Annotated in this window: 19 protein-coding genes; 14 read left to right on the forward strand and 5 right to left on the reverse strand. The window is 67.0% G+C overall.

Annotated features, from left to right (window positions below):
• Positions 1–67: 67 nt before the first annotated feature.
• The 8 genes from AC3WLC_RS01765 to AC3WLC_RS01800 all read left to right on the forward strand — a co-directional run bounded on the left by AC3WLC_RS01765 (position 68) and on the right by AC3WLC_RS01800 (position 8,108).
• On the forward strand, positions 68–733 hold the full coding sequence (locus tag AC3WLC_RS01765; RefSeq protein WP_493682219.1) for a class I SAM-dependent methyltransferase: 666 nt from the start codon (positions 68–70) through the stop codon (positions 731–733).
• Positions 730–2,001 carry a glycosyltransferase family 4 protein gene (locus AC3WLC_RS01770; protein WP_493682220.1) on the forward strand — a complete coding sequence of 424 codons (1,272 nt, stop codon included), beginning with the start codon at positions 730–732 and terminating at the stop codon, positions 1,999–2,001. Before AC3WLC_RS01765 ends, AC3WLC_RS01770 begins: the two co-directional genes overlap by 4 nt.
• Positions 1,998–3,188: a glycosyltransferase family protein gene (locus AC3WLC_RS01775; RefSeq protein WP_493682221.1), complete on the forward strand. Its 1,191-nt coding sequence runs from the start codon at positions 1,998–2,000 to the stop codon at positions 3,186–3,188. The genes AC3WLC_RS01770 and AC3WLC_RS01775 overlap by 4 nt, the downstream gene beginning before the upstream one ends.
• Before the next feature lie 159 nt (positions 3,189–3,347).
• On the forward strand, positions 3,348–4,340 hold the full coding sequence (gene cobS / locus AC3WLC_RS01780; RefSeq protein WP_346358281.1) for a cobaltochelatase subunit CobS: 993 nt from the start codon (positions 3,348–3,350) through the stop codon (positions 4,338–4,340).
• Positions 4,341–4,407: 67 nt separating this feature from the next.
• Positions 4,408–4,758 (forward strand): GFA family protein, encoded by a 351-nt coding sequence (locus AC3WLC_RS01785; protein ID WP_493682222.1) that lies wholly within the window; start codon positions 4,408–4,410, stop codon positions 4,756–4,758.
• Between the two features lie 10 nt (positions 4,759–4,768).
• A complete protein-coding gene (locus AC3WLC_RS01790) occupies positions 4,769–5,206 on the forward strand; it encodes a GNAT family N-acetyltransferase (RefSeq protein ID WP_493682223.1) in 438 nt (145 codons plus the stop codon).
• Entirely contained in the window at positions 5,203–7,098 is a 1,896-nt protein-coding gene (gene cobT / locus AC3WLC_RS01795; RefSeq protein ID WP_493682224.1) for a cobaltochelatase subunit CobT, read from the forward strand. The genes AC3WLC_RS01790 and cobT overlap by 4 nt, the downstream gene beginning before the upstream one ends.
• Entirely contained in the window at positions 7,095–8,108 is a 1,014-nt protein-coding gene (locus AC3WLC_RS01800) for an esterase-like activity of phytase family protein (RefSeq protein WP_493682225.1), read from the forward strand. The genes cobT and AC3WLC_RS01800 overlap by 4 nt, the downstream gene beginning before the upstream one ends.
• A 180-nt stretch (positions 8,109–8,288) precedes the next feature.
• On the opposite strand, the gene rpmB is transcribed toward AC3WLC_RS01800, so the two are convergent.
• Positions 8,289–8,576, reverse strand: a complete 288-nt coding sequence (gene rpmB, locus AC3WLC_RS01805) for a 50S ribosomal protein L28 (RefSeq protein WP_377800303.1) — start codon at positions 8,574–8,576, stop codon at positions 8,289–8,291.
• A 253-nt stretch (positions 8,577–8,829) separates the two neighbouring features.
• Here rpmB and AC3WLC_RS01810 point away from each other — a divergent pair, with 253 nt between their 5' ends.
• A complete protein-coding gene (locus tag AC3WLC_RS01810; RefSeq protein WP_493682226.1) occupies positions 8,830–9,660 on the forward strand; it encodes a DUF3108 domain-containing protein in 831 nt (276 codons plus the stop codon).
• 2 nt (positions 9,661–9,662) lie between these two features.
• Here the strand turns inward: AC3WLC_RS01810 and AC3WLC_RS01815 are convergent, their stop codons facing one another.
• Positions 9,663–10,337, reverse strand: coding sequence for a hypothetical protein (locus AC3WLC_RS01815; protein ID WP_493682227.1), 675 nt, complete (start codon positions 10,335–10,337; stop codon positions 9,663–9,665).
• Positions 10,334–11,515, reverse strand: a complete 1,182-nt coding sequence (locus AC3WLC_RS01820) for a hypothetical protein (protein ID WP_493682228.1) — start codon at positions 11,513–11,515, stop codon at positions 10,334–10,336. The genes AC3WLC_RS01815 and AC3WLC_RS01820 overlap by 4 nt, the downstream gene beginning before the upstream one ends.
• Positions 11,516–11,705: 190 nt before the next feature.
• Between AC3WLC_RS01820 and AC3WLC_RS01825 the strand changes: the two genes are divergently transcribed.
• Complete coding sequence (locus tag AC3WLC_RS01825; protein WP_493682229.1) at positions 11,706–12,596, forward strand: alpha/beta fold hydrolase; 891 nt, start codon at positions 11,706–11,708, stop codon at positions 12,594–12,596.
• On the opposite strand, the gene AC3WLC_RS01830 is transcribed toward AC3WLC_RS01825, so the two are convergent.
• Positions 12,597–13,532 carry a haloalkane dehalogenase gene (locus tag AC3WLC_RS01830; protein WP_493682230.1) on the reverse strand — a complete coding sequence of 312 codons (936 nt, stop codon included), beginning with the start codon at positions 13,530–13,532 and terminating at the stop codon, positions 12,597–12,599. It abuts the gene before it with no gap.
• Entirely contained in the window at positions 13,532–14,122 is a 591-nt protein-coding gene (locus AC3WLC_RS01835) for a TetR/AcrR family transcriptional regulator (protein ID WP_493682231.1), read from the reverse strand. Before AC3WLC_RS01835 ends, AC3WLC_RS01830 begins: the two co-directional genes overlap by 1 nt.
• 364 nt (positions 14,123–14,486) lie before the next feature.
• Between AC3WLC_RS01835 and AC3WLC_RS01840 the strand changes: the two genes are divergently transcribed.
• From AC3WLC_RS01840 to AC3WLC_RS01855, 4 genes are all read left to right on the forward strand, one after another.
• A complete protein-coding gene (locus AC3WLC_RS01840) occupies positions 14,487–17,834 on the forward strand; it encodes a helicase-related protein (protein WP_493683118.1) in 3,348 nt (1,115 codons plus the stop codon).
• 21 nt (positions 17,835–17,855) lie between these two features.
• Positions 17,856–18,167, forward strand: coding sequence for an RNA-binding S4 domain-containing protein (locus AC3WLC_RS01845; protein ID WP_493682232.1), 312 nt, complete (start codon positions 17,856–17,858; stop codon positions 18,165–18,167).
• 158 nt (positions 18,168–18,325) lie between these two features.
• A complete protein-coding gene (fdxA, locus tag AC3WLC_RS01850; RefSeq protein WP_092157697.1) occupies positions 18,326–18,661 on the forward strand; it encodes a ferredoxin FdxA in 336 nt (111 codons plus the stop codon).
• A 390-nt stretch (positions 18,662–19,051) separates the two neighbouring features.
• Positions 19,052–19,648 (forward strand): CarD family transcriptional regulator, encoded by a 597-nt coding sequence (locus AC3WLC_RS01855; RefSeq protein ID WP_493682233.1) that lies wholly within the window; start codon positions 19,052–19,054, stop codon positions 19,646–19,648.
• Positions 19,649–19,670 lie beyond the last annotated feature (22 nt).

The following is a 19,670-nucleotide window of genomic DNA, read 5'->3' on the forward strand; positions in this document are numbered from 1 at the left end:
GTGCGCCTGCCTATGGTCCGCCGCCCAAATTCCGCTGCCCGAATTTCGCCCACTGCCAAGAGCTTCGATGACCGACGAGATTTCCCGCGAGGCGCTGCACGACATCCTGCGCGGCGTTGCGGCGCTGACAGGCGACGCCATCGTCGCCGATCTCGCCCGGCTGGTCGGCAAGGGCGTGCGGGCCGACATCTCGATCGCCTTCAATCCCAAGCAGATCGCTTCGAAGCGCTGGCTGGTCGAGACCTTGGCTGAGGTCCTGCCGAAACCGGACGGGCCGGTCTGGGTGCTCGGAGCCTGGCATGGCGTGCTCGGGGCGATGCTGCTGGCCGACGAGCGCCTTGCGATTCCCCAGTTGGTCAGCCTCGATATCGATCCCGATTGCGCTCCGATCGCCGAGATTCTCAATCACCGCCATGTCGCCACCGGGCGCTTCCGGTCGTTGACGGCCGATATGATGAGCCTCGATTTCGAAAGGGCCGAGGGCGGGCGGCCGGGGGTGGTGATCAACACCAGCTGCGAGCATCTCGATGACGTGCCCGGCTGGATCGCCAGCCTCCCGGTCGGATTGCCGCTGCTGCTGCAATCCAACGACTATTTCCGCGAGCCCGACCATCGCAGCTGCGTGCCCTCGCTCGACGCTTTCAAGGCGCAGGCCGGGCTGTCGGAATTGTGGTTCGCTGGGGCGCTGCCGACGAAGAACTATACCCGCTTCATGCTGATCGGCCGCAGATGAGCCACGCTGAGTCCGAGGGGCCGGCGATCGCGATCGCGATGAAGGGCTATCCGCGCCTGTCGGAGACCTTCATCGCCCAGGAACTGCTTGGCCTGCAGCGGCTCGGCCTGCCCTTCGCGATCTGGTCGCTGCGCCATCCGACCGATGGCGCGCGGCACATGATGCACCAGGAGATCTCGGTGCCGCTGCACTATCTGCCGGAGTATCTGCACGACGACTGGCCGCGAGTGCTGCGCGGGATCGCCAGGGCTTTTTCGCGGCCGAGCATCGTCAGGCTGCTCGGGGTCTTCTTGCGCGACCTTTCCCGCGACCGGACGCGCAACCGACTGCGCCGTTTCGGCCAGGCTTGTGTGATGGCGCATGAACTGCCGGCCGGCACCCGCCATCTCCATGTCCACTATTTGCACACGCCGGCCTCGGTGATCCGCTATGCGGCGCTGAGCCGGGGCCTCTCCTGGTCGTTCTCCGCCCATGCCAAGGACATCTGGACCACGCCGGAGTGGGAGAAGCGCGAGAAGATCACGGACGCGCGCTGGGGCGTGACCTGCACCCGCGACGGTCATGCCGAACTTACCCGCCTCGCCGATCGGCCGGACAAGATCGCGCTGCTTTATCATGGCCTCGATCTGGCGCGCTTTCCGGCTCCGCCCGAAACGCGCGGATCGCGCGACGGCTCCGATCCGGCTGAGCCGGTGCAGTTCATCACGATCGGGCGAGCGGTAGCGAAGAAGGGGTTCGACGACCTCTTGGCGGCGCTGGCGATCCTGCCGGCGGAGCTGAACTGGCGCCTTGTCCATATCGGCGGCGGCGAGATGCTCGCGGCCTTGCAGGCGCAAGCCGAGAAGCTCGGCCTTGCCTCGCGGATCGAATGGCGCGGCGCGCAGGCACAAGGTGCGGTGATCGCGGCGCTGCGCGAGGCCGATCTTTTCGTGCTGCCCTCGAAGCAGGCGGAGAATGGCGATCGCGACGGCTTGCCCAATGTGGTGATGGAGGCAGCGAGCCAGGCCCTGCCGATCGTCGCGACCGATTTCGCCGGCATCCCGGAATTCGTGCAGCATGGCCGCGAAGGGCTGCTGCTGCGGCCGAGCGATGTCACGGCCCTGGCCAAGGCGCTGGAGGGCTTGGCCCGCGATCCGCAATGGCGCGCCAAGCTTGGCGCCGCGGCCTTCGACAGGCTCCGAACCGAGTTCTCGGCGCAAGCCGGGCTGGAGCGCGTGCATCGGGCGCTGCTGGCAGTAGTCGCGGGCGAAGACGGTGGCGCGCCATGAGCGCGCGCATCCTGATCGCGGTCACGCATCTGCTCGGGATCGGCCATCTGGTGCGGGCTCGGCAGCTGGCGCGGGCTCTGGCCGCGGCGGGTCATGAGGTCACGCTCGCCAGTGGTGGCATGCCGGACGGCAAGGTGGCAGCGGGGTACCGCTTCGTGCAATTGCCGCCGGTGCGCACCCAAGGCACCGATTTCCGCAATCTGCTCGACGAGGACGGCAAGGCCGCGACGCCGGAGCGCCTGGCCGCGCGGCGCGAGCAGCTGGTCGCGGTGGCGCAGGAATTTTCGCCCGATATCGTCATCACCGAGCATTTTCCCTTCGGCCGGCGCCAGCTCGCCGGGGAGTTCCTGGCGCTGATCGCGGCGGCACGCGATGCCAATCCGCGCGCGCTCGTCCTGTCGTCGATCCGCGACGTGCTGGTCGCGCCGCAGCGGCCGGATCGGCTGGCGGAGGCGGCCGAGCGGGTCGCGACGCTGTTCGATGCGGTGCTGATGCATGGCGACCCGCGCGTCCTGCCGCTCGAAGCGTCCTGGCCGGTGACGCCGGAGATCGCCGGCAAGCTGGTCTATACGGGCTATCTGGCGCAATCGTCATCGCGAGCGCAGCGAAGCGATCCAGGGGCCGATGAGTCCAGTCCTTCTGGATTGCTTCGCTGCGCTCGCAATGATGGGAATGCTGACATCCTCGTCTCCGGCGGCGGCTCGGCGGCAGCCTTGCCCCTGTTCGAGACCACGCTCGCTGCAGCTCGATTGCTGCCGCAGCGGCCTTTCCATCTCCTGATCGGCCGCGGCGCCTCCGAGGCCGATTTCGCCTCCCTGCGACAATCGGCTCCTGACAACGCCAGGGTCGAATGGGCGCGGCGGGATTTCCCGGCCCTGCTCGCCACCTGCGCGCTGTCGATCAGCCAGGCTGGCTACAACACCGCGCTCGACCTGCTGCAGGCCGGGCGGCCCGCTCTCCTCGCTCCCTTCGACGCCGGCAACGAGACCGAGCAGGCCTTGCGTGCCGCCGCGCTGGAGCAGGCCGGGTTGGCGCGCGTTGTGAAGCTTGCCGAAGGGCCACAGGGGCTCGCTGCCGCGATCGAAGCGGCGCTGGCGCAAGGCGTTCCGCCAGCGGCGAAGGTCGATCTCGACGGCGCGGCGGGCAGCGTTGCAGCGATCGCTCGCCTGCTCGCGGGCCGGCCCTGAGCCCGTGCGTGAATGCATGCCGGCGAAGGGACGGCATGCCTCTTGCGAATTGCCGCTCCGCTGCTTTCGATCTAAGGAGGTTCTACACGCCTCCCTTTCGGTCGGCTCACGAGGACACCGGGTCTTTACCGGCCCCTGTCCTGCGCCCGGAGAAGAATGATGACAACGACGACTGCCTCCGCCCCCGGCATGCCCGACATGAAACTGTCGGTGCGTCAGGTCTTCGGCATCGAGTCCGACATGGAGGTGCCGGCCTATTCGCAGCCTGAGGCCCATGTGCCGGATTTCGATCCGGACTACCGTTTCGACCGCGACACCACGATCGCGATCCTCGCCGGCTTCGCCCATAACCGACGCGTGATGATCTCGGGCTATCACGGCACCGGCAAGTCGACCCATATCGAGCAGGTCGCGGCCCGGCTGAATTGGCCCTGCGTCCGCGTCAACCTCGACAGCCACGTCTCGCGCCTCGACCTCGTCGGCAAGGACGCGATCGTGCTGAAGGAAGGCAAGCAGATCACCGAGTTCCAGGATGGCATCCTGCCCTGGGCGCTGCAGAACAACATAGCGCTGGTCTTCGACGAGTACGATGCCGGCCGCCCGGACGTGATGTTCGTGATCCAGCGCGTGCTCGAGCAGTCCGGCAAGCTGACGCTGCTCGACCAGAAGCGCGTCATCCGCCCGCACGCCGCGTTCCGGCTGTTCGCCACCGCCAACACGGTCGGCCTCGGCGACACCTCGGGCCTCTATCACGGCACCCAGCAGATCAACCAGGGCCAGATGGACCGCTGGTCGATCGTCACCACGCTGAACTACCTGCCTCACGACAACGAGGTCGCGATCGTGCTCGCCAAGTCGAAGCACTATCAGGCCACGCCGGAGGGCAAGGACATCGTCAACAAGATGGTCCGCGTCGCCGATCTCACCCGCAACGCCTTCATGAACGGCGACCTCTCGACCGTGATGAGCCCGCGTACGGTCATCACCTGGGCCGAGAACGCGGCGATCTTCGGCGGCGATGTCGGCTTCGCCTTCCGCGTCACCTTCCTCAACAAGTGCGACGAGATGGAGCGCACGCTGGTGGCGGAGTTCTTCCAGCGCTCCTTCGGCAAGGAATTGCCGGAAAGCGCGGTCAATGTCGTCCTGAGCTGAGGTATCGTCCGCAAGAGTGGACTCCACTCTTGCGATCGGACCAGGCTCAACCAACAGGAGGCCGGCCATGGCTCGGTATGAAGGTTCCTGTCATTGCGGTCGGGTCGCCTACGAGGTCGAGGCCGACCTCGCCAAGACGATCACCTGCAACTGCTCCTATTGCCAGCGCCGCGGCTCGGTGCTGGCCTTCAGCCCGGCGACCAGCTTCACCCTGACCAAGGGCGAGGACGCGCTGACCGAGTACCGCTTCAATTCACAGAAGATCCAGCATCTCTTCTGCGAGACCTGCGGCATGGAATCCTTCGCCCGCGCCAATGCCCCGGACGGCACGCCGACCGTCGCGATCAACGTCCGCTGCCTCGCCGGCGTCGAGCCCACCGAGCTGAGCCCGACGATGTACAACGGACGGGCGCGCTGAGGAGCACGCCGTGAGCGCCGCCGACAGCAAGCAGGCCACGATCCAGCGCGAGGCGGATGTCGCCGCGACGCGCGAGGCCGTGGTGCGCGGGCTCTCCGCCCATAACGAGGCCAGGGTCGGGCCGCGCAAGGCCGAGCCCCTGGCGCTCAGCCTGCGCGACGAGAGTGGCGCCATGGTCGGCGGCCTGATCGGCGAGCTGAAATGGCAATGGCTCTATGTCGACCTGTTCTGGATCGACGAAGCCCATCGCGGCGCCGGCCATGGCGAAGCTCTGCTGGCGATGGCCGAGCAGGCGGCGCGCGATTATGGCGCGCGTGGCGTCTATCTGGGCACGATGAGCATCCAGGCGCCGGGCTTCTATCCGCGCATGGGTTATCGCGAATGCGGCCGCATGGAGGGCTATCCCGTCGCCGGGCAGACCTTCCACCACTTCATGAAGGCGCTATGAGCATCTCCAATCGCAAGCCCGGAACCCCGAAGGAAGCGCCGGCCGAGCCGCTGAAGCGGGCGGTCTCGGGCGCGATGAAGGCGATCGCGCGCAAGCCGGAGATGGAGATCGTCTTCGCCGCCGACAAACCCTCGCTGGTCGGCGAGCGCGCCCGCCTGCCGGAGCCGCCACGCAAGCTCACTGCGGGCGACGTCGCGATCCTGCGCGGCCATGCCGATTCGATGGCGCTGCGCCTTGCCTGCCACGATGCAGCGGTCCATCGCCGCGCCGCGCCCGAGGGCGATGCGGCCCGTGCCGTCTTCGACGCGGTCGAGCAGGCGCGGGTCGAGAGCGTCGGCTCGCGCCGGATGAGCGGCGTCTCCGGCAACATCTCGGCGATGCTGGAGGACCGCTATCACCGCGGCGGCCGCTATGAGGAGATCACCGACCGCGCCGACGCGCCGCTGGAAGATGCGCTCGCTTTGATGGTGCGCGAGCGCCTGACCGGCCTGAAGCCGCCCAAGGCGGCCGAGAAGCTCGTCGATCTCTGGCGCGAGCAGATCGAGGCCAAGGCGGGCGACGATCTCGACCGGCTGGCGAAGTCGATCGAGGACCAGCGCGCTTTCGCCCGCACCGTGCGCGACCTGCTCGTCTCGCTCGACATGGCCGAGCAGACCAGTCAGGGCGACGATGCCGAGGAGGACGAGGACGATCAGGACCAGTCTTCCGACGACCAGCAGCAGGAAGAGGGCGAGGCCGAGCAGCAGAGCCAGGGCGAGCGCTCGGAGACCGAGACCAGCGAGGACGCCGCCGAGGAATTGCAGGAAGGCGCCTCCGAGGCCGCCGACGCGCCGGCCGGCGACTGGGACGAGGAAGACGAGAATTCGGAGGCCGAGGAGGCCGGCGAGGCGCCGCGCCCGCGCGACAGCCGCGCCAATGACCGGCCGCAGACCGACTACAAGGCCTATACCCAGAAGTTCGACGAGATCGTCACCGCCGAGGAACTCTGCGACGCCGAGGAGCTGACGCGGCTGCGCGCCTATCTCGACAAGCAGCTGGCGCATCTTCAGGGCGTCGTCGCGCGTCTGGCGAACCGGCTGCAGCGCCGCCTGATGGCGCAGCAGAACCGCTCCTGGCAGTTCGACCTGGAGGAGGGCGCGCTCGATCCCTCGCGCCTGCCGCGCATCATCATCGACCCGTTCCAGCCGCTCTCCTTCCGGCAGGAATCGGACACGAATTTCCGCGACACGGTGGTGACGCTGCTGATCGACAATTCCGGCTCGATGCGCGGCCGGCCGATCACGGTGGCGGCGACCTGCGCCGACATCCTGGCCCGCACGCTGGAGCGCTGCGGCGTCAAGGTCGAGCTGCTCGGCTTCACCACCCGTGCCTGGAAGGGCGGGCTCTCGCGCGAGAGTTGGCTGCAATCGGGCAAGCCGGCCAATCCCGGCCGCCTCAACGATCTCCGGCACATCATCTACAAGGCCGCCGACGCGCCCTGGCGGCGGGCGCGGAAAAATCTCGGGCTGATGATGCGCGAGGGGCTGCTCAAGGAGAACATCGACGGCGAGGCGCTCGACTGGGCGCATAAGCGCCTGCTCGGCCGCTCCGAGCAGCGCAAGATCCTGATGGTGATCTCCGACGGCGCGCCGGTCGACGATTCCACGCTCTCGGTCAATGCCGGCAGCTATCTCGAGCGGCATCTGCGCCATGTCATCGCCGAGATCGAGACGCGCTCGCCGGTCGAGCTGATCGCGATCGGCATCGGCCACGACGTCACCCGCTACTATCGCCGCGCCGTCACCATCGTCGATGCCGAGGAGCTCGGCGGCGTGATGACCGAGAAGCTGGCCGAGCTGTTCGAGGAGGATGCCGGCGGGGCAAGCTCGCGGGGCTCGCGCCGCCTGCAATGAGCCTGAGCCGCCGCAGCGTCCTCGCCGGCCTCGGCGCGGCGGCTCTCGGCCTGCCCGCGCGGGCGCAGAGTCTCGAACCCGGGCGCGTCCCGGTCGGCATTGCCGTCCGGCCGATCGCGAGCTTCCAGCCCGGCAATCCGACGAAGACCCGTTTCGGCCAGCTGACCTTCCGCGGCGGGCTCCAGCTCACCGGCAGCCACCCTCGTTTCGGTGGCTTTTCGGGGCTGTGGCGCTCGCCCGACGGTGCGCGCCTCGTCGCCATCACCGACAACGGCTTCTGGCTGACCGCAAGGGTCGCGCGCAACAGTCAGGGCAAGCTCGCCGGGCTGGAAGAGGCAGAACTTGCACCGATTCTCGGCGCATCCGGCAAGCCGCTGCATCGCTCGCGCTATTACGACACCGAATCGCTCGCTATCCAGGGCGGCACCGCCTACATCGGCGTCGAGCGTACCCATGACATCCTGCGCTTCGACTGGGCCCGCCATGGTGTCGAGGCGCGGGCGCAGCTCGTGCCGGTGCCGCCGCCAGCGAAGCGCCTGCCGAGCAATCGCGGCTTCGAGGCGCTCGGCGTGCTGCCGGCCGGCCACCCGCTTGCCGGGGCGCTGATCGCGATCTCCGAGCGCTCGGGCCGCGAGGACGAGCCGACCACGGGCTTCATCCTCGGTGGGCGCCAGCCGGGCACGCTGCAGGTGATCCGCCATGATGGCTACGACATCACCGACCTCGCCTTCCTGCCCGGCGGCGACATGCTGCTGCTGGAGCGCTGGTACAAGCCGCTGCGCGGCGTCGGCATGCGCATCCGTCGCATCGCCGGCGGCACGATCCGCCCCGGGGCCAAGCTGGACGGGCCGATCCTGATCGAGGCCGATCTCGGCCAGGAGATCGATAATATGGAGGGGATGGCCGTCCATCAGGAGAATGGGCGGACCATCATCACCCTGATCTCGGACGACAACTTCTCGACCTTCCTGCAGCGGACCGTGCTGCTGGAGTTCGAGCTCGCGCAGTAGCAGCTTGCGTCATGCTCGGGCTTGACCCGAGCATCTCAGACCGGCGAAGGCGCAGGTCAGCGCCTCCTTGTCAGGAGATTCTCGGGCCTGCGCTTCGCTTCGCCCGAGAATGACGGGCACGGTACAAACGAAAAAAGCGGCCTTGCGGCCGCTTCATTCAGTCCCGAGAAAAACCCGCGCTCAGTTGGCGGCGAGCTTCTTCTCGATGTCGCGCTTCAGCGCCAGCGCGCCGGTCGACAGGTCGCCGGCCGGAGCCTTGACCAGGAAGGCGTCGAGGCCGCCGCGATGGTCGACGGTGCGCAGGGCGTTCGCCGAGACGCGCAGGCGGACCGAACGGCCGAGCGTGTCCGACTGCAGCGTGACGTTGACGAGGTTCGGCCGGAAGACCGTCTTGGTCTTGCGGTTCGAGTGGCTGACGAGGTGGCCGGTCTGGGTGGCTTTCCCGGTCAGTTCGCAACGGCGGGCCATGATCGTGTTCCCAAAATCTCCGAATGCTCAACGCAAATTGCCGACACGCGACGTGCCGGCAGGCAAGCACCGGAAGTCAAATTGAAGTGGGCGGTCTATAACGGGCCGATGACAGCCCGTCAAGGCAGGCCGCGCGCAAACGGCCCGGAAACATCTCGGTAACCATTATCCCGCCAAGCTGGCGATAACCAGTCACGATTCGGACCGAATCTCAGTGCATGCGACGATGCCCGTCGCGCTCCGGAGCCTCACGATGAAGCTCGCTTTGTCCTCTGCCAGCAGCGCCCTCGCCGCGGCGCTGATGCTCGCATTGCCGGTTCCGGCCGTGCAGGCGGCCTCGCTCGACGCGACCTATGACGTCTCGCTGCTCGGCCTATCGCTCGGCAAGGCCAATCTCGCCGGCGGCATCGACGGCGGCAGCTACAAGCTCGACGCCAACGCCAAGCTGACAGGGCTCGTCGGCAGCTTCACCGGCGGGCGTGGCTCGGGCACCGCGACTGGCAATCTCAACGGCAGCAGGCTCTCGCCGGCGACCTTCGCGGTGTCCTCGGCCAATTCCAGCGAAAGCCGGACGGTACGCATGGCGCTCGGCGGCAACGCCGTGCAGGCGCTGGCGATCGAGCCGCCGATCGACCCCAAGCCCGATCGCGTCCCGCTCAAGGACGAGCACCAGCGCAACATCATGGACCCGCTCAGCGCCTTCCTGATGCCGGTCGAGACCTCCGGCCGCACTGGCGGCGCGGCGGCCTGCAACCGCACGCTGGCGATCTTCGACGGCGCGGCGCGCTACGACATCAAGCTGAGCTATTCCGGCACCCGCGAGATCAAGATCGACGGCTATAGCGGACCGGTCTCGGTCTGCCAGGCGCGCTATGTGCCGATCGCCGGCCACCGGGCGCTGCGGCCCTCGACCAAGTTCATGGCCGAGAACAAGGAGATCTCGACCTGGCTCGCCCCCGTCGCCGGGACGAACATGATGCTGCCGGTGCGCATATCCGTGAAGACGATGATCGGCACCGCGGTGATCGAGGCCTCGAGCTTCAAGGTCGATCCGGGCGTGACGGCGACCACGACGCGGAACTGAGCTCAGGCGCCCGCCGCGAGTTCGAGTGGGAAGGGCGTAGGTTCGTAGATCGCTTCGAGACTGAAGCGGCGGACGCGATCCTCTTCCCAGCGATGGAGGAGGCGGATGACGCCTTCGCGGTCATCCGCCCGCATCAACGGTACGAGCTCATCGGCGACATGCTCGAATTCTGGCCGCCGCCAGGACATGCGAGAGCGATCCCAGTGCTTGATGCGCTCGAACCGGCGCAGCGCCCGATCGAAGCGGCCATAGGCGGCGGCGAAGTGAATCTGGTGGATGACGAACCTGACAGATGCCCTGAACTCGCTTGAGCTGAGGGTTCTGAAACGAAGCATATCCTCGATCGTTTTGACGCTGCGCATCTTGGGGAGGACCTGAGTCTCGCATGCCTCGAAAAAGGCGGCAGGCATGCCAGGCTCAGTCCAGCGATGCGGCGCGCCGCGCGCCAAGAAGATGCGATCGAGGGTAATACCCTGACGATGGGCCGTAGGATCGAAGAAATGACCTATAGAACATAGGAACTGTGGGGTGTCGGCTGTAATGCTGCGATCGATCGAGATCGACCGCAGCACATGGCGGAGCGGCTTGATGATGACGAAGCGTTCGGATTGAGCAAGATCCGGATTGCGCGCTACCAAGTCGCCCAAAAGTCGATTGATCTGCTTTTTCGTCGTCATTTGCGAGGCCTGATTTCGAGCATGATGACGCGGCGGACATCTTTCATACCGAGATAGACGGCGGTCGCGAGGATATCAGAGCGAGGGATGGAAAGCCCTCGTCGACCGGCTTTGAGATCGTACACGCAAAGCGTTTTGTCGCCGGGTCGGTACTCGTAGGCGTCGGCACGTACAGAGGGAGAATAGCCAGCTGCGAGTTCCTTGCTGCTGGTCGGATCGGCTACCTCCTTCAGAAATGATCGCTCGGCGCGAAAATTCTCATCGTTGAAGTCATTGACGAAATCCCTGAAGCGAACGTGGACGTTGGTGCCGTAGGTCGCCATGGATGAAAAATTCCCCGGCTCACCTGCGTCACGGGCAGCGCGATTGGCCAGCTCCTGAACAATTTCGAGTTTTTTGCAGGCATCCTTGACCTCCTCTGCCCCTGGCTTTCCGACAAAGGCGAGATCCAACTGCCCAGGCTTGCCGAGCTGATATTCGCGCGGCACGAAGCCCATGACGGTTCGCTGACCGTCGATGTCGTCGCTGGGCGAGAGCCAGCCGAGCAGGATGGTGCCCGCAGCGCTGACGGCTTGGCGAACTCCTTCCTGAGCAAACACCTGCTGCACCGTCGCCTCGCGCTCCGGCCCGCGGTCGGTCCAGGTCGAGCGCGAGACGACTTTGCCATCCGGGCCGCCGTCGCGGATCGTCTGGGTCCGGTCGGACGTCTCGAAGGTCGTCTTGCTGCCTTCGGGCGTCGTGACAGTGTGGCGCTCGTCCCAGTCGCTTTTACGGTTGGGCTCGGCGAACTCGGAATGGATGGTCGAGCCGTCGCGGTTGACGACGGCGCGTTCGGCCAGCGAGTCGTCGGGGCGTGTGGCGTCCTGATAGAAGGCCCAGCTCTCTTCACCGCTGTTATCGGGTACGACATCGCCGAAGTTCAATGCGGTCGAGAAGGCACTGCCGAGATCGCTGAGGCCATCGGTTCCGGTCGGCGTCGCGCCGCTTCCGCCGCTGGTCCATTGCCCGCCGCCGGTATTGCCGGCCGGCACGCGCGGCTGGTCGGGATTGTATTTGCGGGCGAGCTCGTGGCGCAGCAGCCGCGTCTGCGCTTTCAGCGAGACGAGGCGGCAGCGCAGAAGGACGATCTCGCGCCAGTATGTGCTGTCGTTGGCTGAAGGATAAGGCTGGTCCGGCATGGCGTGCTCCCCTGTTTGGAGCGCGTTATTCTGAGGCCGCCGGAAGCACCGGGGATAAGATCGCCGTCCATCCCCGCCTGCGCTTCAGTCGCGATCGAACTCGCCGCGCATGCAGGCTTTGCCGTGCCATGGATTGCGGAACGCTCGTTCGAGGCGCTAGCCTTTCCGGCGATTCGCTTCCGGAGCTGTCATGTCCAGCGATTTCGCCTTGCCGCCGGGCCTCAGGCACCGGCAGGTCATCGTCCGCGACACCGTCCTCCACGTCGCCGAGGTCGGTGACGGGCCGGCGGTGCTGCTGCTGCATGGCTGGCCGGAATTCTGGATGAGCTGGCTGCCGGTGATGAACCGGTTGCATGGCGAATTCCGGTTGATCGCGCCCGATCTGCGCGGCTTCGGCGACAGCGGCAAATCATCGGCGCCGCGCAGCGATGTCGGTGCCAACGCCCATGCCGACGATATGGCGGCGCTGCTGGAGGCGCTGGGCACCGGCCCGGTCGGCGTGGTCGGCCATGATGTCGGCGCCTATGTCGCGCAGGGGCTGGCGCGGCGCCATCCGCAGCGGGTCGAGAAGCTGCTGTTCTTCAACTGCCCGACCCCGAGCGTCGGTTCGGCCTGGGTCCGCGACGGCCATGTCAACGAGATCTGGTACCAGTCCTTCCAGCAATTGCCGCTGGCTGAGCAGCTGATCGGCTCCAGCCGCGAGGCCTGCGCGCTCTATCTCGGGCATTTCCTGACGCATTGGTGCCACCGCAAGGAGGCCTTCGCGCCGGTCTTCGACCTTTGGGTCGAGAATTTCATGAAGCCCGGCAATCTGCGCGGCGGATTCGACTGGTATCGCAGCCAGAACGCGGCGCGGATCGCCGCGATCGATGGCCATCCGGCGCCGTCCGTGCCGATCCATCAGCGCACGAGAGTGCACTGGGGCCGACACGACCCGATCCTGAAATCGGAGTGGTCGATCTTCCTGTCGCATTATTTCGACGATGTGGAAGTGACCTTCTGCGAAAGCGCCGGCCATTTCGTCCATGTCGAGGCGCCCGATGAGGCCGCGCAGGTCCTGGCCGACGTCTTCGCGGACTGATCAGCTGGCGGCTGCCTGCTGCCCGCGCTCCTCTGCCGCTTGCGCGACCCCGATCTCGATGAGCCAGTCGCGGACGGCGTCGCCGATCGCGATCGGGTGATCTTCCTGCAGGTAGTGCGCCCCAGGGCCGAGCTCGACCAAGCGGCAATTCGACAGGCCGGCGGCGAAGTCCCGCGCCTGCTGCGGCGAGATCAGCGCACCGGGATCGCCTGAGAACAGCAGCTTCGGATAGGTCGAGGCCCGCAGTGCGGCGTGATCGGCGGTGCTGATGGCAGAGACATCGGCCGGCTCGCCGGCGATCGGCAACTCCCGTGGCAGGCTCAGGATCGGCCGGCGTGAGGCCGCCGTCGGGAAGGGCCGGCGATAGACCTCCATCTCCTCCGGCGCCATCTGGCGCAGCACCGATCCCGGCAGGATGCGCTCGATGAAGATGTTGTCCTTGAGGATCAGCGTCTCGCCCTGACCCGGCGTGCGGAAGGCCTTGAACAGCTCCCGTGCCTGCGGCCGCTGATGGAAGCTCTCCCAGTCGGCGAAGGGCCGGATGAACTCCATGAAGGCGAGGCCGAGCATGCTCTGCGGCCGGCGGGAAGCATGGTGGAAGGCGAGCGCCGTACCCCAGTCCTGCGCGACGATGACGAGACGGTCGAGCCCGACCGCCGCGATGAAGGCGTCGAGATAGCGGACCTGGTCGGCGAAGCGATAGGCGATGTCGGGCTTGCCGGACTGGCCGTAGCCGATCAGGTCGGGCGCGATGCAGCGTGCGACCGGCGCGATCCGCGGGATGATGTTCCGCCAGATGTGGGAGGAGGTCGGGTTGCCGTGCAGCAGCAGCACGGTCGGCCCCTGCGTGCCCGCCTCGACATAGGACATGGTCGAATCAAGGACCGGAATCTCGTGGCGGGTGGCGGCGATCGATGCTTCTGAATCGTTAGTCATCACGATGCCTTTCCGAACAGGAGGGGGAAAATGATGGTCTTGAAGCGGTCGAGCGGAGCCGGATCGTGCTCGACCTTCATGCGCAGCATCGCGCCCTGCCAGGAGGCGAGCAGGACGTCTGCGAGGTCCTCGGCGCTGAAGGCATCGGTGATCTCGCCGCTCGCCTGGCCCTGCGCGATGCAGACGGCGAAGGGCTGGCGCCAGCGCACGAAGATGTCCGCGAGCTTTTCGCGTAGCGGCTCGCTGGTCGGCGCGGTCTCCAGGCTGAAATTGCCGACCATGCAGCCGCGGGCCCAGTCGGCCTCCTCGAGCTTGCCGGTGATGATGTCGAGATAGCGCCGCAGGCGGGCGGCCGGCGGCAGGCCGTCCTCGGCGAGTGCTTCCTCCACCAGTCCACAGACATAGGCGAAGTAGCGCTCCAGCACCTCGCCGGCGAAGTCCTCCTTCGAGGCGAAGTGATTGGTGAAGGAGCCGGGGCTGGCGCCAGCCGCAGCGACGATCTCGCGGACGCCGGTGGCGGCATAGCCGTTCTGCCAGAACAGGTCGTGGCCGGCGGCGATCAGGTTGGGGCGAAGGGATGGCTTGCTCATGACGGACAATAATACGTACGTACGTATTATTGTCAAGCGAAGCCCGATGAGGCGTTCTCGGTCCTGATCTTGTACCCTGCCTCTCGTTCTGGCGTCAGAACGACCTACATGAGCGAAAGCGGCCCTCGCGCGCGCAAGTCGGCGAAGGATGGAAATGAGGTCGATTCAAAATCTTGTGGTTTTTGAATCGCTTGCCGCGATATCTCGCCGTGAACGAAACCTGATTCTGCGGGAGTCAGCGATTCGGCCTCGCTTCGTTCCGGACTCGTTCTGTTCACGGATCGGGTTGCCTTCGGGCAGCTCATCCCGTTAGGGCTGGCTCGGCATTTCGCCGCGCAGGCTGCAGGAAAGCTCCAGCGTCTTGATCCAACCCCGTTCCCTTCCGCCTTCGCTCCGCGCTCGCGGCGTCACGGCGGTGCTCGGACCGACCAATACCGGCAAGACCCATCTCGCCATCGAGCGGATGGTCGCGCATCCCACCGGCATGATCGGCCTGCCGCTGCGTCTCCTGGCGCGCGAGGTCTACCAACGCGTCGTCGACAAGGTCGGGGCTCATGCCGTCGCGCTCGTCACCGGCGAGGAGAAGATCAAGCCGGAGCGGCCGAGCTTCTGGGTCTGTACGGTCGAGGCGATGCCGCGCGACCTCCCGGTCGATTTCGTCGCGATCGACGAGATTCAGCTCGCTGCCGATCTCGACCGTGGCCATGTCTTCGCCGATCGTTTGCTCAACCATCGCGGCCGCGAGGAGACGATGCTGATCGGCGCCGGCACGATGCGGCCGCTGATCGAGCAGCTCATCCCAGGCGTCAATGTCGTCTCGCGGCCACGCCTGTCGAAGCTCTCCTTCGCCGGCGACCGCAAGATCACCCGCCTGCCGCGGCGCTCGGCGATCGTCGCCTTCTCGGCCGAGGAGGTCTACGCCATCGCCGAACTGATCCGCCGGCAGAAAGGCGGGGCGGCGGTGGTGCTGGGAGCGCTATCGCCGCGCACGCGCAATGCCCAGGTCGAGATCTACCAGTCGGGCGATGTCGACTATCTCGTCGCCACCGATGCGATCGGCATGGGGCTCAACCTCGATGTCGACCACATCGCCTTCGCCGGCGACAGCAAGTTCGACGGTCATCACTATCGCAAGCTCAACCCGGCCGAATTCGGCCAGATCGCCGGCCGCGCCGGGCGGCATCTGCGCGACGGCACCTTCGGCACGACCGGGCGCGCGCCGCCCTTCGATCAGGAGCTGGTCGAGGCGATCGAGGATCACCGCTTCGAATCGGTCCGCCAGGTGCAGTGGCGCAATTCCGATCTCGACCTGCGCTCGATCCCCGGGCTGCTCGACAGCCTCAACGTCCAGCCGCAGGAGCAGGGGCTGACCCGGGCGCTGATCGCCGAAGATATGACGACGCTGGAGATCCTGGCGCGTGACCACGATGTCTCGCGGCTGGCGCAGGGCAAGCCGGCGGTGTCGCGGCTCTGGGAGGTCTGTGGCCTGCCGGATTATCGCAAGATCGCGCCGATGCAGCATGCCGAGCTGGCGACGACCTTGTATCTGCGTCTGATGCGCCATGGCCGGCTCGATCCCGACTGGTATGCCGGCCAGCTCGCCGCGCTTGACCGGGTCGACGGCGAGATCGATACCCTGTCGGCGCGCATCGCCCAGGTGCGGACCTGGACCTATGTTGCCAACCGTCCGGACTGGCTACCCGATCCTGAGCATTGGCAGGGGGTGGCTCGTCTTGTAGAGGACAGGCTGTCGGATGCTTTGCACGAACGGCTCGCCAGCCGATTCGTCGATCGGCGTACGAGCGTTTTGATGCGTCGCCTGCGGGAGAATGCGATGTTGGAGGCCGAAGTCACCGCGACCGGCGATGTCCTGGTCGAGGGTCAGCATGTCGGATTGCTGCAAGGCTTCCGTTTCACGGCGGACCCGAAGGCGGGTGGTCCGGAAGCGAAGGCACTGAACGCGGCGGCGCTGAAGGCGCTGGCCGGCGAGCTGGAAGCGCGCGCCTCGCGCGTCGTGCTGGCAGGCGATGATGCCTTCGTGCTCTCGCATGACGGGCTGGTCCGCTGGATCGGTGAGCCGGTGGCGCGCCTGACCGCCGGCGAGAAGGTGCTGGAGCCGCGCCTGCGCCTGATGGTCGATGATCACCTGCCGGCCCAGGCCCGCGAGCAGATCGAGACGAGGCTTGCCGCCTGGCTGAAGCATCACGTCACCAAGCTGCTCGGCCCGCTCCAGATCCTGGAGAACGCCGAGAGCGTCACCGGCATCGCCCGCGGCATCGCCTATCAGGCGGCTGAGGCGCTCGGCGTGCTCGAGCGCAGCAAGGTCGCCGAGGAGATGAAGACGCTCGATCAGGAGGGGCGGGCGGGCCTGCGCCAGCTCGGCGTCCGCTTCGGCGCCTTCCATCTCTATGTGCCGGCCCTGCTGAAGCCGGCGCCGCGCGCGCTCGCCGCCCAGCTCTGGGCGCTGAAGCACGGCAATCCGGAAGCGGCCGGGCTCGACGACATCTCGCATCTCGCCTCCTCCGGCCGGACCTCGTTCCCGGCCAACAAGGAGATCCCGAAGGGGCTCTATCGTGCCGCCGGCTACCGCGTCTGCGGCGAGCGGGCCGTGCGCGTCGACATCCTGGAGCGCCTCGCCGACCTGATCCGCCCGGCGATCGCCTATCGTCCGGGTGTTACGCTCGGCCAGCCGCCGGCGGGCTCTGCCGATCAGGACGGCTTTGTCGCGACGGGTGCGATGACCTCGCTCGTCGGCTGCGCCGGCGAGGATTTCGCCTCGATCCTGCGTTCGCTCGGCTATATCTCGCAGAAGCGCCCGGGCCCGGCGATCACGGTGCCGCTCGCTGTTGCGCCCGAGCCTGCCGCGACCACGCCGGCGGTTCCGGCGGAAGCCGTGGCCGAGGCAACTGATGCACTGAACGAAGCGCCTTCCGCCGAGGTCGAGGCTGCCGCTGACGGCGCGGACAGCATTGCCCCGACGGGCGAAACTCCGGATGCTCCGATCCTGACCGATGCGGAGATCGCTGCTACCGCTCCTGCCGAGGAAGAGCCCGCCAGCCCGGTCGAGCCGGTGCCGGCCGATGCGATGTCGACGCTGGCCCTGCCGAGCGACGAGCCTGTGGCGGAGGCAACTCCCTCGACCGAAAACGAGACGGCCGAGCCTGTCGCTGCCGAGGCCGCGACGGCGGAGGCTGCTGCGGCTGCCGAAGCGACTGCGCCGGCCGAGCCCGAGCTGATCGAGATCTGGCGCCCGCACCGCCATCAGGGCGGGCGGCGTCCCGAGCAGGGGCAGCGCGGACGTCGGCCCGACCGTCGCGCCGGTGCTGCCGAGGCGGCTCCGGCTGCCGAGGGCGGCGAGGGCAAGCCCGCCGGGCAGCGTCCGCCGAACCGCAATCGCTGGCGCGAGGGCGGCTGGAACGGTCCGCGTCCCGCCGGTGGCGAGGGCGGCAGGCCTGCGACGCAGGACGGCGCCGGTCGCAACGCCCAGGGGCGCGACGGGCGCCCCGAGCGCGGTCCCCGGCCGGAGTTCAAGCGCGATGGCGGCCGCCCCGGCGGCGGTCCGCGTCGCGACGAGCGCGGCGGCAAGGAGCAGCGCTTCCAGCAGCCGGCCCGGCCGCGCCCGGCCGAGCGCCAGCCCGATCCGGATTCGCCCTTCGCCAAGCTGCTCGCCCTGAAAGCCCAGCTCGAGGGCAATGACGGGCGCAAGGGCTGATAGGCAGCGTAGGGAGGCTGCTTGCGGGACGATCGGCAACGCCTCGACAAATGGCTCTGGTTCGCGCGCTTCGCGCGGACCCGCCCCACCGCTGTGCGGCTGGTGGAGGAGGGGCATGTCCGGGTTGCAAGCAAGCGGGTCGAGAATCCGGCGCTCGGGGTGAAGCCGGGCGATGTGCTGACGCTGGCCTTGCCCCATGCGACGCTGGTGGTGCGCGTCACCGCCTTCGCCGAGCGGCGAGGCTCCTATGAGCAGGCGCAGGCGCTGTACGAGGTCCTGAGCGGCGGCGAACGCGGCGATCAGTCGCTTGCGTCGGAGGGGCCGAAGGGATAACGCGGAAGCTGCGCGGGACGCGTCAGTGGCCTTGCGAAAAATCTTCTCGAAACACGTGTTTCGATGGAAGTTCGATCTCGTTTCCGGTCGTGACAGGGCCTTGAAACATTCTCTCGACCGGCTCTAAAGAAGCGCCGGCCGATTGGAAGGACAGCGCCATGACCTATGTGGTCACCGAGAACTGCATCAAGTGCAAGTACATGGACTGCGTCGAAGTCTGTCCGGTCGACTGTTTCTATGAAGGCGAGAACTTCCTCGTCATCCATCCCGACGAGTGCATCGACTGCGGCGTCTGCGAGCCGGAATGCCCGGCCGAGGCGATCAAGCCGGACACCGAGCCCGGTCTCGACAGCTGGCTGCAGCTCAATGCGAAGTTCGCCGCGAGCTGGCCGAACATCACGCAGAAGAAGGACTCCCCGGCCGACGCCAAGGAGTTCGACGGCGTGCCGAACAAGCTCGAGCTTTTGTCGCCAAATCCGGGCGAAGGTGACTGAGGTTACCCTCCGTCAGAGCTGAATCGAGGTTAACCATGGCCGGCCGCAACGCGGCCCGGCGCCGTTTGCATTCCGTTTACCTTTGATTCGGCGCGATTTTTGTGGTATCCACAAGCCACAGTCGAGTTCGTTCCGCCTGCCCCTGCGAGGTTACACAAACGGGGCACCCCCTGAAACGACAGCAGCGCACGACCGGTCAGAATGTCCGGGGTGTGGTTGTCTTCGTGTCTGGCGGTTCGCAAGAAACGATCGGCTGTGGGAGCGTGTTGCGCCGGGCCAAGAGCCAGAAGGCTTACCCCGCCGTGTCAGGCAGAGTGCCGCCGGTCATCCCGGCCAGCGGTTGAAAGTCGCGTCTCCGCTCCGGCGGAGAGATGCAGGAGTCGAAACGGCATGTCCACTGCGAAGAAGACTGTTGTGCGCCAGGGCTTCAAGACGGGCGAGTTCGTCGTCTACCCGTCCCATGGCGTCGGTCAGATCACGGCGATCGAGGAGCAGGAAGTCGCGGGCTTCAAGCTCGAGCTGTTCGTCGTCAGCTTCGCCAAGGACAAGATGACCCTGCGCGTCCCGACCGCCAAGGCGGCCAGCGTTGGCCTGCGCAAGCTCGCCGACGGCGAGATCGTCGGCAAGGCGCTTTCGACCCTGACCGGTCGCGCCCGTGTCAAGCGCACCATGTGGTCGCGCCGCGCCCAGGAATACGAAGCCAAGATCAATTCGGGCGATCTCGTCGCCATCGCCGAGGTGGTGCGCGATCTCTACCGCTCCGAGGCACAGCCTGAGCAGTCCTATTCCGAGCGCCAGCTTTACGAGGCTGCGATCGACCGGATGACTCGCGAGATCTCGGCGGTCGAGGAGATCACCGAGACCGAGGCGCTCAAGAAGATCGAGGGCCAACTCGCCAAGTCGCCGCGCCGCGCCGGCAAGGGTGAGGCCGCCGAGGCGGCCGACGCCGAGGAAGGCGACGAGGACCTGCAGGAGGAGGCTGCCTGAGGCAGCTTTCCGCTATCGGATA

Source organism: Allobosea sp. GW821-FHT03A12 (genome assembly GCF_058986765.1).

Bases quoted from the DNA above. Each gene is read 5' to 3' on its own strand.
- AC3WLC_RS01765 (WP_493682219.1), top strand. From the start codon at position 68: ATGACCGACGAGATTTCCCGCGAGGCGCTGCACGACATCCTGCGCGGC.
- AC3WLC_RS01770 (WP_493682220.1), top strand. From the start codon at position 730: ATGAGCCACGCTGAGTCCGAGGGGCCGGCGATCGCGATCGCGATGAAG.
- AC3WLC_RS01775 (WP_493682221.1), top strand. From the start codon at position 1,998: ATGAGCGCGCGCATCCTGATCGCGGTCACGCATCTGCTCGGGATCGGC.
- cobS (WP_346358281.1), top strand. From the start codon at position 3,348: ATGACAACGACGACTGCCTCCGCCCCCGGCATGCCCGACATGAAACTG.
- AC3WLC_RS01785 (WP_493682222.1), top strand. From the start codon at position 4,408: ATGGCTCGGTATGAAGGTTCCTGTCATTGCGGTCGGGTCGCCTACGAG.
- cobT (WP_493682224.1), top strand. From the start codon at position 5,203: ATGAGCATCTCCAATCGCAAGCCCGGAACCCCGAAGGAAGCGCCGGCC.
- AC3WLC_RS01800 (WP_493682225.1), top strand. From the start codon at position 7,095: ATGAGCCTGAGCCGCCGCAGCGTCCTCGCCGGCCTCGGCGCGGCGGCT.
- rpmB (WP_377800303.1), bottom strand. From the start codon at position 8,576: ATGGCCCGCCGTTGCGAACTGACCGGGAAAGCCACCCAGACCGGCCAC.
- AC3WLC_RS01810 (WP_493682226.1), top strand. From the start codon at position 8,830: ATGAAGCTCGCTTTGTCCTCTGCCAGCAGCGCCCTCGCCGCGGCGCTG.
- AC3WLC_RS01815 (WP_493682227.1), bottom strand. From the start codon at position 10,337: ATGACGACGAAAAAGCAGATCAATCGACTTTTGGGCGACTTGGTAGCG.
- AC3WLC_RS01820 (WP_493682228.1), bottom strand. From the start codon at position 11,515: ATGCCGGACCAGCCTTATCCTTCAGCCAACGACAGCACATACTGGCGC.
- AC3WLC_RS01825 (WP_493682229.1), top strand. From the start codon at position 11,706: ATGTCCAGCGATTTCGCCTTGCCGCCGGGCCTCAGGCACCGGCAGGTC.
- AC3WLC_RS01830 (WP_493682230.1), bottom strand. From the start codon at position 13,532: ATGACTAACGATTCAGAAGCATCGATCGCCGCCACCCGCCACGAGATT.
- AC3WLC_RS01835 (WP_493682231.1), bottom strand. From the start codon at position 14,122: ATGAGCAAGCCATCCCTTCGCCCCAACCTGATCGCCGCCGGCCACGAC.
- fdxA (WP_092157697.1), top strand. From the start codon at position 18,326: ATGACCTATGTGGTCACCGAGAACTGCATCAAGTGCAAGTACATGGAC.
- AC3WLC_RS01855 (WP_493682233.1), top strand. From the start codon at position 19,052: ATGTCCACTGCGAAGAAGACTGTTGTGCGCCAGGGCTTCAAGACGGGC.